Below are 14,098 nucleotides of genomic sequence, written 5' to 3'. Positions count from 1 at the left end.
GGCCTTGGCTGACCACCGCGCATCCCCGGGTCCCACCCGCCTGCGGACCAATCACCTGGCAGAGGCCTTCGGCATTACTGACACGGCGCCGCGGTTCAGCTGGACGCCGCCGCCCGGCACCCTCCGGCAGGCCGCCTACCAGCTCAGCACGAGCAACGGCTGGGACTCCGGGCACGTGGACTCGGACGTGCACGGCTTTGTGTCCTATGGCGGGCCGAACCTTAAGTCCCGCGACCGCTTCGAGTGGAAGGTCCGGACCTGGAACGTGGCACCGGACGGCACCGAGGCGCTGTCCGGCTGGTCCGAGCCCATGTCCGTGGAGCTGGGCCTGCTGCACCCCGGCGACTGGAGCGCCCGGTGGATCGGCCCCGATGAACCGGTTGTCCCTGCCCCGGGGCAACGCCCGGGCTATGCCCTGCACCGCGACTTCACCGTGGGCGCCGTGCCGGATGCCGCGCGCGCCTATGCGACGGCGCACGGGATCTACGAGCTGTTCATCAACGGGCAGCGGGTGGGGGACCAGCAGCTCACCCCCGGCTCCACGAGCTACCACAGCACCCTGCAGGTGCAGGCCTACGACGTCGCCCCGCTGCTCCGGCCCGGCTCCAACACCGTGCGCGCCGTCCTTACTGACGGATGGTTCCGCGGTTCCTTTGGGTTCACGCGCGACGCCGACATGTACGGCACGCGGACGGCGTTCCTGGCGCAGCTGGAAATTGAGTCCGCGGGAGCCCGGGCAGTCATCGGTACCGATGAGACGTGGCTTGTTTCCGCGACGGAGATCATCGCAGCGGACCTGATGGAAGGCCAGCGAGTGGACCTCCGCCGCAGCGACCGGAAGGCGGCTGATGGCCAGAAGGCGGTGCACGCGGTCCTTCGCGAGGGGAGCTTCGAGACCCTGGCCTTCGCCACCCTGACCGGGCCGGTGGCGCCGCCCACACGGATCGTGGAAGAGCTCGCCCCGGTGTCCATCACCCGGCAGCCGGGCGGCCACCAGGTTGTGGACCTGGGACAGAACATCAACGGCTGGGTGCGGCTCAATCGTCTCGGCGCGGCCGGCACCGAGGTGACGCTGGTGTACGGGGAAGCACTCGACGCCGGCGGCGAGGTCACCCGGGACCACCTCCGCCCCATCGACTTCAAGAACCCCGGCCAGTTCCTCGACGCCGGGCAGGTGGATTCGGTGGTCTCCGCGGGCGTGCCCGGCGAAGTGTTCGAACCCCGCCACACCGCCCACGGCTTCCAGTACGTGTCCGTCCGGGGCCTGGCTGAAACCCTGGAACCCGGGGACATCACCGGCTGCATGGTCCAGACCGACCTGGAGCGCCTGGGGACCTTCAGCTGCAGCGACGGCCGGCTCAACAAGCTGCACGGGATTGTGGACTGGAGCTTCCGCGGCAACGCCTGCGAGGTCCCCACGGACTGCCCGCAGCGCGAGAAGGCGGGCTGGACCGGCGACTGGCAGCTGTTTGTGCCCGCTGCCGCCTACCTTTACGACGTGGCAGGCTTTTCACGGAAGTGGCTCAACGATGTCCGCGCCGACCAGTGGGAGAACGGCGTGATCGTCAACATCTCGCCGTCGCCCGGGCCCGAGGTGACCGGTGCCGAGTTCATGGCCTTCACGAACGGGTCCGCAGGATGGGGCGACGCGATCGTCATGGTGCCCTGGGAGATCCACCTCGCCACCGGTGACACGGTGATCCTGGAAGAGAACTGGGACGCAATGAACCGCTGGCTCGGCTTCGTCCGCAGCTCCGCTGAGGGGAACCGGCACCCGGCCAGGGCGGCGCTTCACCCCGCCCCCGAGGAACACGAGCGGTACCTCTGGGACACCGGCTTCCATTTCGGGGAATGGATGGAACCGGGTGGCCCGGCCCCGGACCTTTTTGCCTCCCGGTCCCTGGACAACGGCATTGTGGCCACCGCGTTCTACCGGCACTCCTCCGCCATCATGGCCAAGGTTGCCGCCGTCCTGGGCCGCGACGCGGAAGCCCGCGAACTGGGGGAGCTGTCCGAGAACGTCCGCCGGGCCTGGCAACAGGAATACCTGCTGGCCGGCGGAACAGTGTCAGAACAAACAGTGTCCGACCAAACGGTGCGCGGAGGCACTCAGGCCAACTGCGTGCGGGCGCTCGCCTTCGACCTGGTGCCGGACACTGCCCGCCCCGCCGTCACAGACCAGCTCGCCAGACTGGTCAGGGAAACGGGCACCCACCTGGGCACCGGCTTCCTGGCCACGCCGTACCTGCTGCCGGCGCTCGCGGACAACGGACAGCTGAACCTGGCATACGAGCTGCTCATGCAGGACTCCGCTCCGTCCTGGCTGGTGATGGTGGACCGCGGCGCCACCACCATCTGGGAGGACTGGGATGGAATCGGCCCGGACGGCAGCACCCAGGGTTCACTGAACCACTACAGCAAGGGTGCCGTGGTCTCGTTCCTGCACCGTTATACCGCCGGACTGCGCCAGGCACCCGGGAGTGCAGGCTGGGAGCGGGTCATCATCGAGCCACGGCCGGGCGCCGGCCTGACCTCCGCCAGCACCTCGCACCGGGGCCCGCAGGGCCTTATCGACGTGGACTGGAGCATCAACGACGGCGTGCTGGCGCTCACGGCGACCATACCGTCCGGTACCACAGCGGACATCCGCATGCCCGGTGAGCCGGCCGCCGCCGTCGGGCCCGGAACCCATACCTTCGCCGCTTCGACGCGCAGCGCAGATACCTCACCGGATCTCCTAAGGAGCACATCATGACCCAGGAAACAGAAACCACAGCGGCGCCGGCAAGGATGCCCGCACCGCCTCCGTTCCCGGCCTTCCACGCCCCGGGAACGCCCGAGGAAGTATCTGCAAATTCCCTGGTGCACCGCGAACTCAGCTACGCGATCGCCGTCGGCTTCCGGCGTTTGGCCATGGACATCTGGCTGCCGCGCACGGCCCCCGGCCCCGTCCCGGTGGTGGTGTGGATCCATGGCGGAGCCTTCCAGCTCGGTGACCGCCGCGAACTGCCGCCCACCTTTGCCCGGGATTCGGTCTTCCGGCTGCTGAATGAGGCCGGGATCGCGTGCGCCACCGTGGACTACCGCCATGCCCTGGAAGCGCCCTTCCCGGCGCAGCTGCACGACCTGAAAGCCGCCGTCCGGTACCTCCGGGAACATGCTGATGCCCTGGGCATCGACCCGGACCGCGTCGGCACCTGGGGCGAGTCCGCCGGCGGACACCTCGCTGCCTTGCTGGGTGTCACGGGGACGCGTGAGGACCTCGAGGGCGGGCTGGGCGTGCAGGGGCATTCCAGTGCCGTCAGCGCCGTCGTCGATTTCTACGGTGTGTCCTCATTGCCGGACATGCCGCCGATGGACATGCCCTCCGGCCCGATGTCCGGTGCCCTCGTGGCTGCGCTGCCGCCGGGCATGACCATGGAACCGGGTCCCATGCTGGTGGGCGGAACTGCCGATCCCGCCCTCCTGGCGGCGGCCAGCCCGCTGGGCCACGTCACTGCCGACGCACCGCCGTTCCTGCTGATCCACGGCGACAGCGACGGCCTGGTCCCGCTGTCCCAGAGCGAACTGCTGGCCGCGGCGCTGACGGACGCCGGTGTCCGCAACGAACTCGTCACCATCCGGGGCGGCGACCACTGCTTCTTCTTTGCCGAAGACCAGCTGGACGGAATCCTCAGCATGGCAGTGGACTATTTCGTCCGCGAGCTTTAGGCCCGCGGGATTGAAGACAGGGCTGACGGCGGGCGGTAGCATGCCGATATGGCTATCGCACGCTACCCAGGTTTAGTTATTGACTGCCCCGACGCCCGTGCCCTGGCGGACTTTTACGCTGCCCTGCTTGGCTGGAACGTGAAGGATGACGGCGATTGGGCCGAGATCCGACCCGACGACGGCAGCAACTGCATTTCCTTCCAGCAGGTCGAGGAGTACCGGGCGCCGGAATGGCCGGGCCAGGCCGTTCCCCAGCAGATGCACCTCGACCTGATGGTGCAGGACCTGGACGAAGGCGAAAAGGAGGCCGTCAAGCTCGGGGCCACCAAGGCGGAGACGCAGCCCGGCACCACGTTCCGTGTTTTCCTGGATCCTGCCGGCCACCCTTTCTGTCTTTGCGTGGACTAGGCGGATTCGAGGGCTCCAGGGACACGGTTTCCAGTCAATGAAACTCCGCTAGCGGGCCCAGGGCCGTTCCCGGGACGCTGGGGGAAGCCTGAAAACTTCCCCTTCGTAACGAATCGAGCCGACGTTGACTCAACCATCCCGCCTCTCCGCCCTCCGCTTCGAGCACCATGAGGAGCCTTTCGGCATCGGTGAAAGCCGGCCGCGGCTGTCCTGGCAGGTCAGCACCGAAACACCGGACTGGGTGCAGGCCGCCTACGAGCTGGAGCTCGGCCCCGACGAAGGCAGCTTGGCGAGCTATGGCCGGACCGAATCCGCCGGACAGCTCCTCCAGCCGTGGCCGGCACCGCCGCTGCAGAGCCGCCAGCGCGTCGCCGCACGGGTGCGCGTGTGGGGCAACGACGACGGCGGTCCCTCCGAATGGGGCCCCGTCACCCACGTCGAAGCCGGGCTCCTGAACCCCACGGACTGGCAGGCGGCGATGATCCGGCCGGCCCGGGACGAAGCGAGCGAGGACACGGAACCCGCCTCCCGGCTGAGCCGGACGTTCGACGTCACCGGCCCGGTGGCTTCCGCACGCCTCTACGCCAGCGCCCACGGGGTTTACGTCGCCTCGATCAACGGCCGGCGCGTGGGCAGCGACCGCCTGGCGCCGGGCTGGACCAGCTACCACCACCGCCTCCGCTACCAGACCCACGACGTCACGGACTACCTGCGGCCCGGCACCAATGTCATCGGACTCGAACTCGCCGACGGCTGGTGGCGCGGCTATCTGGGGTTCCAGGACAAGCGCAACACCTACGGTGACCGCACCGCGGCGATCGCCCAACTGGAATTTGCCGACGACGGCGGCCGGATCACGGTCATCGGAACCGACAGCTCCTGGCTGGCAGGCAGGAGCCCGGTGCTCGGGGCCGATCTCTACAACGGCGAAACGTATGACGCCCGGCTGGAGGACGGCGGCTGGGCAGGGTCTGAGGATGCCGCCCTGGACCCCGCCGTCGTGGAGGACTTCGATGCGTCGGTGCTGGTGGCCCCGGACGGTCCTCCGGTGCGGGCCACCGAGGAGCTGCCCGTGCGCGCCGTGCTGGGCACACCGTCCGGGAAGACCATCCTGGACTTCGGCCAGGACCTGGTGGGCCACGTACGCCTCCGGGTCAGCGGAGAAGCCGGCACGGAGCTGGTCCTGCGCCACGCCGAAGTCCTGGAACACGGAGAACTGGGCACCAGGCCCCTGCGGGTCGCCAAGCAGACCGACCGGTACATACTGCGCGGGGGTCGCGAGGAAGTCTGGGAGCCCGAGTTCACCATCCACGGCTTCCGTTATGTGGAGGTGTCCGGCTGGCCAGGTGCCCTGGACCCGGGGGCGTTCACGGCCGTCGTCGTTCACTCAGACCTGGTGCGGACCGGTTCCTTCGAATGTTCCGACCCCATGCTGAACCAGCTCCATTCCAACGTGGTGTGGGGCATGCGCGGAAACTTCGTTGATGTGCCAACGGACTGCCCGCAGCGCAACGAGCGGCTCGGCTGGACGGGCGACTTCCAGATTTTCGCAGCAACGGCGTCCTTCCTCTACCGGATCCCAGGCTTCACAGCGTCCTGGCTGAAGGACCTGGCCGCCGAGCAAGGTACCGACGGACCTCCGCCGCTGGTTGTCCCCGAAGTAACGTTCGACAAGCCGCCGTTTCCTGTCCGCCCGGTGATGGCCGCGTGGGGTGACGCGGCCGTGCTGGTTCCCTGGGTGCTGTACCAGCGCACCGGCGACCTGGAGTTCCTGCGACGGCAGCTGCCGGGAATGATCGCATGGCTGGAGGCTGCTGCCGGGGCCGCCGGACCGGAGCTGTGGTTCGAACAGGGCTTCCAGTTCGGTGATTGGCTGGATCCGGCGGCGCCCCCGAACGAACCAGGCGCTGCCCGGACGCCGTGGCAGCTGGTGGCCCAGGCCTACCTGGCGTACTCGGCCCGCGTGGCCGGCGAGGCCGCGGAGCTGCTGGGGGAGGACTCCGCCGCCCTGGCTGAGCTTTCGCAGCGGGCTGCTGCGGTGTTCCGCGAGCGATACATTGCCGACGGCGGCGAGCTGCTCCCGCCCACCCAGACGGCCTACGCCGTGGCGTTGAGCTTCGGACTGCTGGAAGGCGGGGAGGAAGCCGTGGCTGCCGCCGGCCTGGCTGCGGCAGTGGAGGCCGATGGCTACCGCATCGCCACCGGCTTCGTGGGGACACCGCTGGTGTGCGACGCGCTGACCGACCACGGCTACACGGCGGCGGCCTACAGCCTGCTGCTCCAGACGGAATGCCCGTCCTGGCTCTACCCCGTGACCATGGGTGCCACCACTATCTGGGAACGCTGGGATTCCATGCTTCCGGACGGCAGCATCAACGAAGGCGAGATGACGTCCTTCAACCACTACGCCCTGGGTGCGGTGGCCGACTGGATGCACCGCAGCCTCGCGGGACTGGCACCGGCTGAACCGGGCTACCGGAAGCTCCTGGTCCGTCCCCGGCCCGGCGGCGGACTGGACTGGGCACAGGCCCGGCACGAGACGCCCTACGGGATTGCCGCGGTCCGCTGGGACCTGGCCGGCCCGGAGTTCACCCTGCAGGTGACGGTGCCGGCCGGCTGCACAGCCATTGTGGTGCTGCCCGACGCTGAGGGGAGCGCCCACGAGGTAGGCTCCGGAACGCATTCGTTCAGCTGCGTCGCGGCGCAGCCCCACGGCGCTGGCAGGGCTCCCGAGCTCGCGGCACGCCCATGAGCCTGGATCCGGAGCTGGCCGGCCTCATGCACCACGTGGCCGGCGCCGGCTCCTTTGCCGAGCTCCTTGGAGATCCCTCGGGCCAGCAGCGGCTGGAGGCCTTCAGCGCCGGCACGGCCCCGTATCAGGCGCCCGACGTCGCGGTCCGGACCGTGGACGTACCTGGCCCCAACGGCCCGGTGCCGGTCCGCATTTACGGCGGTCCGTCCGACGGAGGCGCTGCAGCAGACGGCGTTTCTGACGGCGGCCTTCCCGCCCTCGTGTGGTTGCACGGCGGCGGTTTCGCCGGGGGCGGGCTGGACATGCGGGAAGCCGACCAGCTGGCGCGGGAAGTGGCCGCCAGGAGCGGCGGAATCGTGCTGTCCGTGGACTACCGGCTCGCCCGCGACGGCGTGCATTTTCCGGTGCCGCATGAGGATGTCCTGGCGGCCTGGCTGTGGGCAGTGGAGCACGCCGAGGAGCTGGGAGCTGAGCCCCGCACACTGTGCCTGGGCGGAGCCAGCGCCGGCGGCAACCTGGCAGTCGGCGCCGCCCTGTACCTCAAGGATTCGGGCCACCAGTTGCCTGCAAAGCTGGTGCTGGCCTACCCTTTCCTGCACGCGGAACTGCCCGAATCAGGGGAACCGGAAGCTGCCCGCATGGCCGGACTTCCACCGATCCTCCGCTTCACGGCCGACGATTGCCGCGCCATGGTGGAGAACTACATCGGAGGCCCCCTCCTGATGGCATCCTCCTACGCCATGCCCGGGCATGCGGATCCGGCCGGACTGCCGCCGGCCGCCGTCCTGGTGTCCGAATACGACGACTTGCGCCAGTCCGCCGAGCTGTTCATTGGCGGTCTCCGGGCCGCAGGGATCCCCGTGGAGCACAGGCTGGAGCCCGGCGCCACGCACGGGTATCTGAACCACTCGGCCGGACTGGGAATCGTCCGGCGCGGCCTGCAGTTCCTGGCGGACGAAGTGGGTTCCGCGAAGCCGTTCCAATGATTGAAAATTCCCGTTTCCAGCGGGCATTCCGTCCAGCAGGCTTAGGGGAGACGCCGGATCGATCCTGATACCGGCCATGGCAACGGATGGAGTCGTTGATGACTGCAGGACAAGTCCTGAAGGGGATCGAGTTTTCGCGTCCCGGCGGGTTGCCGTTGCTGCTGGACCTTTACCTGCCAGCGGAGGGAACCTCCCACGGCCCGATGCCGGCCGTTGTGCATTTCCATGGCGGCGGCTGGCGGGTGGGTGAGCGTTCATCCCTCGGCCCGGTCACGGACGGGTTTTCGCTGACTCCCTTTGAGCGTGTCGCGGCGGCCGGATTCGTCGTGGTGTCGGCGGACTACCGCCTGTCCTCGCAGGCCGTGTTTCCCGCCCAGCTGGAAGACGCCACGGCGGCAGTGTCCTGGCTGCGGGCCAACGCGGCGGAGTTCCACGTCGACCCCGGCAGGATCTATGCGTGGGGTGATTCCGCCGGCGGCCACCTTGCCTGCCTGGTGGGCCTGGGCGCGGACGGTTCCGGTGCCCCGGCCGGAGCGGTTGCCGCCGTCGCCGCCTGGTACCCGCCCACCGATTTGGTCCGGATGGGAGCGCAGGCCCTGCCCGACGCCGTCGCAACGGCAGACGACCCCGGTTCCCGGGAGGCACTCCTCATCGGGGCGCAGCCGGCTGATGCCCCGGACAAGGCAGCAGCCGCGAGCCCGCTGAGCTACGTCGGCGGAAACGCCCCGCCGTTTTTCCTGGCCCACGGCACCGCTGACCGGTTCGTTCCGCCGGCGCAGTCCACCTCGTTTGCCGCGGCGCTGGGAGCTGCCGGGGCCGACGTCGAACTTCACCTCATTGACGGCGCCGACCACATGTGGCTGCTGCCGGACAAGAGCCCGGCAGCGGCAGAGAAGGTCCTGGACGCCACCATCGATTTTTTCCGCAGGCAAGCCCAGGCTTCCTGACGTTGCACGTCCTGACTTGAACCCAGCCTGACCGGCATTCCTTGTGCCCGGGCTAGACCTGAAAGGCTCCACATGCAGTACATCGGCATCAACCACCGCGGGGAATCCTGGGCAGCGGCCCTGGCGGATTCCCGCGTCTTCCCCCTGGCGCCCGTGGGCGAGTTCTGGGCGGACGCCGCCGGCTGGCAGGACAAGTCCGTCTCGCTGACGGCCGGCACCTTGCAGCCCGGCGCCTCACCTTCCGCCGTCTCACAGTCCGACTCCTCATTGTCCGCCGTCTCACAGTCCGAGGACGGTTGGCTTGAGCGCGGCAGCGTCACCGAGGTGCCCCTGGTGCCCGCATCGGCCCGGGTCATTTGCGTGGGCCTCAACTACAAGGCCCACGCCGCGGAGGGCAGCTACAAGGACCAGGACCTTCCCCCGTACCCCACGCTGTTCGGGCGCTGGACGGCCTCGCTGTCGGTCGGGAACGTGACGGTCCCGGTGCCCGCCGGTGAGGATGGCCTGGACTGGGAAGGCGAAGTGGCAGCGTACATCGGCCGGCGGGTGGAATCAGCTGATGAGGCCGAAGCGGGCGACTCGGTCTTTGGCTACTCCACTTTTAACGACATCACCTCCCGCCGGGCCCAGAAGCTCACCTCCCAGTGGACCCTGGGCAAGAACGGCGACTTCAGCGGTCCGCTGGGGCCGCTCGTCAGCCGTGATGAGGTGGGCGACCTCCGGGACGGCCTGCAGGTCCGCACCCGGGTAAACGGCACCGAGGTCCAGAACGGCAACACGCGGGACATGATCTTCCCGGTGCCGGAAATCATTTCGCTGATCAGCCAGACGTTCACCCTCCACCCCGGGGATGTGATCGCCACCGGAACCCCGGAGGGCGTGGGCTACGCCCGGACCCCGCAGTGGCTGCTCCAGCCCGGCGACACCGTCGAGGTCGAAATCGACCGCCTGGGAACTCTGACGACCCCTGTCGGCGACATCTCACTCCGTGGCCGTGCCTGATGGCCACGTTGAATTCCGCCTCCCCTGAGGAGCTGCCGGAGGAGGTTCAGGTACTGATCTCCGGCGGCGGCCCCAGCGGACTCTTCCTCTCGCTGGACCTGGCCTCCCGCGGCATTCCCAGTGTGGTGATCGAGCCGCGGACGTCCGTGGATCCGGCCCGGCCCCGCGCTAAGACCACCAACGCCCGGACCATGACGCACCTGCGCCGGCTCGGCCTGGCGGACGCACTTCGCGCCGCGGCACCGCTGCCCGTGGACTACGCCCAGGACGTGACCTTCTGCACCGGCCTCACGGGCACCGCCGCCCATGAACTGCGGACCTTCAAGCACGCCTTCCAGCTGGTGCCCGGCCGCTATGGCCCCCAGCCCGAATGCGGCCAGCAGGTTCCGCAGCCCGTCCTGGAGGAAGTCTTCCGCGCGGCGGTGTCCGAGGCTCCGCTGGTCACCCTACTGACCGGGTGGCACGTTGAAGACGTTGCTGTTCACCCCGAAACTGCTCTTGCCGAATCCCCAGTGCCCGGAACCGCCGTCGTGCGCGAATCCCCAGTGCCCGGAACCGCCGTCGTGGTGGCGGACGGCGCGGGCCGTACCCGCACCATCGCTGCCGACTTCGTGATCGGTGCCGACGGCGGGTCCTCCGCCGTGCGCCGCAGCCTGGGACTCCGCCTCGAGGGCGGCTCCGCCGCACTGTCCAACATCAGCATCATGTTCCGCTCCAAGGACCTGGGTTCCGCGATCACCCTGCCACCGGCCGTCCAGTACTGGGTGGTGGGCGGGGAAACCGCCGGAATGGTGGGCCGGATGGATCTCGCCGATACCTGGTGGGCCATCATCCAGGGCGTGGACGCCGAAGCCGCGGGCGCACTGGAAGTCGATGCCGCCGTCGCCATGGTCCATGAACTGGTGGGCGCAGAGGTGGACGTCGACGTGGTGGCCACGGACCCTTGGACTGCCCGCATGCTCCTGGCCCCCGCCTACGGCCGCGACAGCGTGTTCCTGGTGGGCGATGCGGCGCACCTGAATCCTCCGTGGGGCGGCCACGGCTTCAACACGTGCATCGGCGACGCCGCGAACCTGGCGTGGAAAATCGCGGCCAGCCTCACAGGCTGGGGCGGCCCGGAACTCCTGGCCAGCTACGGGCTGGAACGCCGTCCGGTGGCGGCCCGAACCATCCGGGACGCCGCAAACAACGGCGAGGCCCTCGCCTACCATTTCGCTGATCCGGCACTGCGCCGCGCCGGCGACGACGGTCTCCGGGCACGGCAGGCGGCCTACCAGGCGCTCGCCGTGAAGCAGAGCGAGTTCGATTCGCTGGGGCTGGTGCTCGGCTACAGCTACGGGGATTCGCCCCTGGTGGTGCCGGACGGCTCGCCGGTTCCTGTTGAGGACCCCGTCCGGTACGTCGTCTCGGCCAGTCCGGGCGCGCTGCTTCCGCATGCCTGGCTGGACGACTCTACGTCCGTTTACAGCCTCCTCGGCCAAGGCTTCACCCTCCTGGCCGACGCCGCCGTACTGGGCGGAGTGCCTGGAGTCCAGGTCTTCGCGCCGGTCCTCGAAGCCGCGGAGCGGCGGGGAATCCCGGTGACCGTCACCGCCGTCGGGCCTTCCGGCGACGGGACGCCGATGGCGGACCTGTGGGGAGCCGACGCGGTGCTGGTCCGCCCCGACCAGCACGTGGCCTGGCGCGGCAGCGTGCCGGAAGCTGCGGCCGCAGCGCTGTCCGTGGCCGCCGGCTGGGGCAGCGCACCCGGACATTCTTCGCAGCTCAACCCGACGCAGCATAACGAAAGGGACTCCCGTGTCAGCGCCGTCATTCCGTGATTTCCTCTTCGCTCCGGACCATCCGCGGGTGGCCGAAATCCGCGGCCTCACTGCCCGGGACTATGCAGATGCCGCCAGGACGGATTCCTTTGCCGGGCCCATGATCAGAGGCTGGGAGGTGCTCTACCCGGAACCGTTCAAGGGCGTAACGAACGACGGCGTCATCCGCCCCGGGCTGTACCCGCTGGCACCCGCGCGGGCGGGCGAGGAAGCCCCTACGGCCGCGATGGTGGCCGCCGGGCGGAAAATGCTCGAGATGGCCACCCCGGAGCAGGCATCCCGGTTGAGCTACTCCGTGGACGCCCACGAATGGCAAAGCTGGGCCAACCCCGAGTTCATGCAGCATGACACCGGGCTGCGCCTTGACGAGCTGGATTCTCCCCTCCGCGATGCGGCCCTGGCGGTGGTGGAAGCGAGCCTGAGCCCGGCCGGTTTCGAGCTCGCCAGGAACCTCATGCGGATCAACGGATTCCTGGGTGAACTGGTGGAGCTGCCGCAGCTGATGAATGAGTTCAGCTATAACTTCGCCCTTTTCGGCGAGCCGTCCGAGGATGAACCGTGGGGCTGGCAGCTGTTCGGCCACCACGTGGCGCTCAACTGTTTGGTCACGGGCACGCAGATGGTCATCTCACCCGTGTTCCTCGGAGCTGAACCGGATGGCATCGACGCCGGTCCGCACCGGGGCGTGAAAGTCTTCAAGGAACGCATCGCACTGGCCCGGAAACTCATGGGTGCCCTGCCCGAGGGACTCCGCCACGAAGCAACCATCTATGCCGCAATGGTGGACCCGGCCATGCCGGAGGGACGGATCCACCCCGGGGACGAACGGCACCTGGGCGGCTGCTTCCAGGACAACCGGGTGATTCCTTACGAGGGCATTGCGGTCAGCTCATTGCCGCCCCAGGCGCTAGCCGTGCTGGATGACGTGGTGGAGGATTTCATCGCCTATCTACCGGACGGACCCAGGGCCGCGCGGCGCAGGGAGATCCAGGAGCACTACGGCGAGAGCTGGTTCAGCTGGATCGGCGGCCGGGAGGGGCAGGAGGCCTTCTACTTCCGGCTGCAGAGCCCGGTGGTGTTGATGGAACTGGACCACCACACGGGCGTCTTCCTCAGCAACGATGAGCCTGCGCCATTCCACATGCACACCGTCCTGCGCACGCCCAACGGCAACGACTACGGCCGCGAACTGGTGCGGCAATTCCCGTCGGCTGCTCATTAACCGCCCTTCCGGGCACCGATGAGGGCAACTATTGGAGCAATCGGCGGTCCGTGGACCTCAAAGACAATGGCCCGGACTTCCTTTCGGAGATCCGGGCCACTGTTGTTGTTGGTGCTTGTCAGATATCCAGTGCCGCGCGACGCTGCGGCGGGGGACCGACCACGGTGAGGTCCATCTCGGCCTGGGCGCGGCCGAAGCCTTCCATGTCCATGTACGGGGCACCGCCTTCGGTGTACATGTAGTCCTCGGTGGGCTTATTGAAGTACTCAAAGAAACCGTTGAAGACCGACGGGGTCAGGAAGCCCACCATCTGGGTGTTGTGCGCATCGAACGCGAACGAGTGAATAGTGCCGGCCGGGGCGTGCAGGAAGTCGCCCTTGGTGAGCAGGACTTCGCGGCCGTTGGCGTAAAGCCACATCCGCCCCTCGGTGCACAGGAAGTTCTCAGTGTGCTGTTCGTGGAAATGCAGCGGGATATACGGGGATTTGGCTCCCTTGGTGTGCACCGCGAAGTAGTTTGAACCGGTGTTCGCCGGCCGGGAGAGGTACGTGAACATCGTCTGGTAGCTCACCAGGCGTTCACCCTCGCCGGCACTGAGGAAGTACGGACTCTGCGTGGCAGGAAGGCCGGCGTCCTGCTGGAACGTGGGCGCCACGCGCTCCACGTCCGGGAAGGTGATGCCGAATTCCGCGCCAACCTCGGCTTGCTCCTGGGCGCTGCGCTTGTGTCCCGCATGCACGGGCGGGACGTGCGAATCGATGGGGGTGCCGACGCGTTCGTAGTACGCCTCGGCGCCACCAGGGGTCATCCAGTTCAGGAAGCGCGTGTAGTGGCTCGCCATGCGGTAGGCGTGCGGCGTTCCGGGCGGGATCACCACCGAATCACCCGGGGTGAGGATGCGGCTCTCACCAGGCAGCCAGACGTGCAGGATGCCGTCGAAAACGTACAGGGTCTTGTGCTCCACCTTGTGGCTCACGAAGGGGGATTCGGCTCCCATGCCTCCGGAGATATAGGCGGCGCTAAAGATGCCTCCGGTGTCCGCAGCGCGGGCGATGACGGTGATCAGCTGTCCGTTGATCTCGTATCGGGCGCCCTCCCCGGAGGCCATGTAGTAGGGGACAGCCTCGCCGGGCAGCGCGTTCGCCACCGGGAGTTGCGTGTTCATTTCCTCAACGCTGAGGGACATTGGTTCCTTCTTTCCAGTCCGGAGCTTCGCCGTGGCGTGGTCACCAGCATGCCCTCCAATCCGC

Annotated in this window: 10 protein-coding genes; 9 read left to right on the top strand and 1 reads right to left on the bottom strand. The window is 68.4% G+C overall.

What is annotated here, in order from left to right; genetic code table 11:
* Positions 1-4 precede the first annotated feature (4 nt).
* From JOE31_RS00110 to JOE31_RS00070, 9 genes are all read left to right on the top strand, one after another.
* Complete coding sequence (locus JOE31_RS00110) at positions 5-2,755, top strand: alpha-L-rhamnosidase (protein ID WP_209741583.1); 2,751 nt, start codon at positions 5-7, stop codon at positions 2,753-2,755.
* Positions 2,752-3,711 carry an alpha/beta hydrolase gene (locus JOE31_RS00105; RefSeq protein ID WP_209741582.1) on the top strand — a complete coding sequence of 320 codons (960 nt, stop codon included), beginning with the start codon at positions 2,752-2,754 and terminating at the stop codon, positions 3,709-3,711. Before JOE31_RS00110 ends, JOE31_RS00105 begins: the two co-directional genes overlap by 4 nt.
* 48 nt (positions 3,712-3,759) lie before the next feature.
* Positions 3,760-4,119 (top strand): VOC family protein, encoded by a 360-nt coding sequence (locus tag JOE31_RS00100; protein WP_209741581.1) that lies wholly within the window; start codon positions 3,760-3,762, stop codon positions 4,117-4,119.
* A gap of 124 nt (positions 4,120-4,243) precedes the next feature.
* Positions 4,244-6,871 carry a glycoside hydrolase family 78 protein gene (locus tag JOE31_RS00095; RefSeq protein WP_209741580.1) on the top strand — a complete coding sequence of 876 codons (2,628 nt, stop codon included), beginning with the start codon at positions 4,244-4,246 and terminating at the stop codon, positions 6,869-6,871.
* A complete protein-coding gene (locus tag JOE31_RS00090; protein ID WP_209741579.1) occupies positions 6,868-7,857 on the top strand; it encodes an alpha/beta hydrolase fold domain-containing protein in 990 nt (329 codons plus the stop codon). The genes JOE31_RS00095 and JOE31_RS00090 overlap by 4 nt, the downstream gene beginning before the upstream one ends.
* Before the next feature lie 98 nt (positions 7,858-7,955).
* Positions 7,956-8,804: an alpha/beta hydrolase gene (locus tag JOE31_RS00085; protein ID WP_209741578.1), complete on the top strand. Its 849-nt coding sequence runs from the start codon at positions 7,956-7,958 to the stop codon at positions 8,802-8,804.
* A 72-nt stretch (positions 8,805-8,876) separates the two neighbouring features.
* Positions 8,877-9,806 (top strand): fumarylacetoacetate hydrolase family protein, encoded by a 930-nt coding sequence (locus JOE31_RS00080; RefSeq protein ID WP_209741577.1) that lies wholly within the window; start codon positions 8,877-8,879, stop codon positions 9,804-9,806.
* Positions 9,806-11,626 (top strand): FAD-dependent monooxygenase, encoded by a 1,821-nt coding sequence (locus JOE31_RS00075; RefSeq protein ID WP_209741576.1) that lies wholly within the window; start codon positions 9,806-9,808, stop codon positions 11,624-11,626. The genes JOE31_RS00080 and JOE31_RS00075 overlap by 1 nt, the downstream gene beginning before the upstream one ends.
* Entirely contained in the window at positions 11,604-12,848 is a 1,245-nt protein-coding gene (locus tag JOE31_RS00070) for a DUF3500 domain-containing protein (protein ID WP_209741575.1), read from the top strand. Before JOE31_RS00075 ends, JOE31_RS00070 begins: the two co-directional genes overlap by 23 nt.
* A 118-nt stretch (positions 12,849-12,966) precedes the next feature.
* On the opposite strand, the gene JOE31_RS00065 is transcribed toward JOE31_RS00070, so the two are convergent.
* On the bottom strand, positions 12,967-14,034 hold the full coding sequence (locus tag JOE31_RS00065; protein ID WP_209741574.1) for a quercetin 2,3-dioxygenase: 1,068 nt from the start codon (positions 14,032-14,034) through the stop codon (positions 12,967-12,969).
* Positions 14,035-14,098 lie beyond the last annotated feature (64 nt).

The organism is Arthrobacter sp. PvP023 (assembly GCF_017832975.1).
GTDB lineage: Bacteria > Actinomycetota > Actinomycetes > Actinomycetales > Micrococcaceae > Arthrobacter.
The sequence above is the reverse complement of the archived record's forward strand: the minus strand, read 5'-3'. Positions and strand labels throughout refer to the sequence as shown.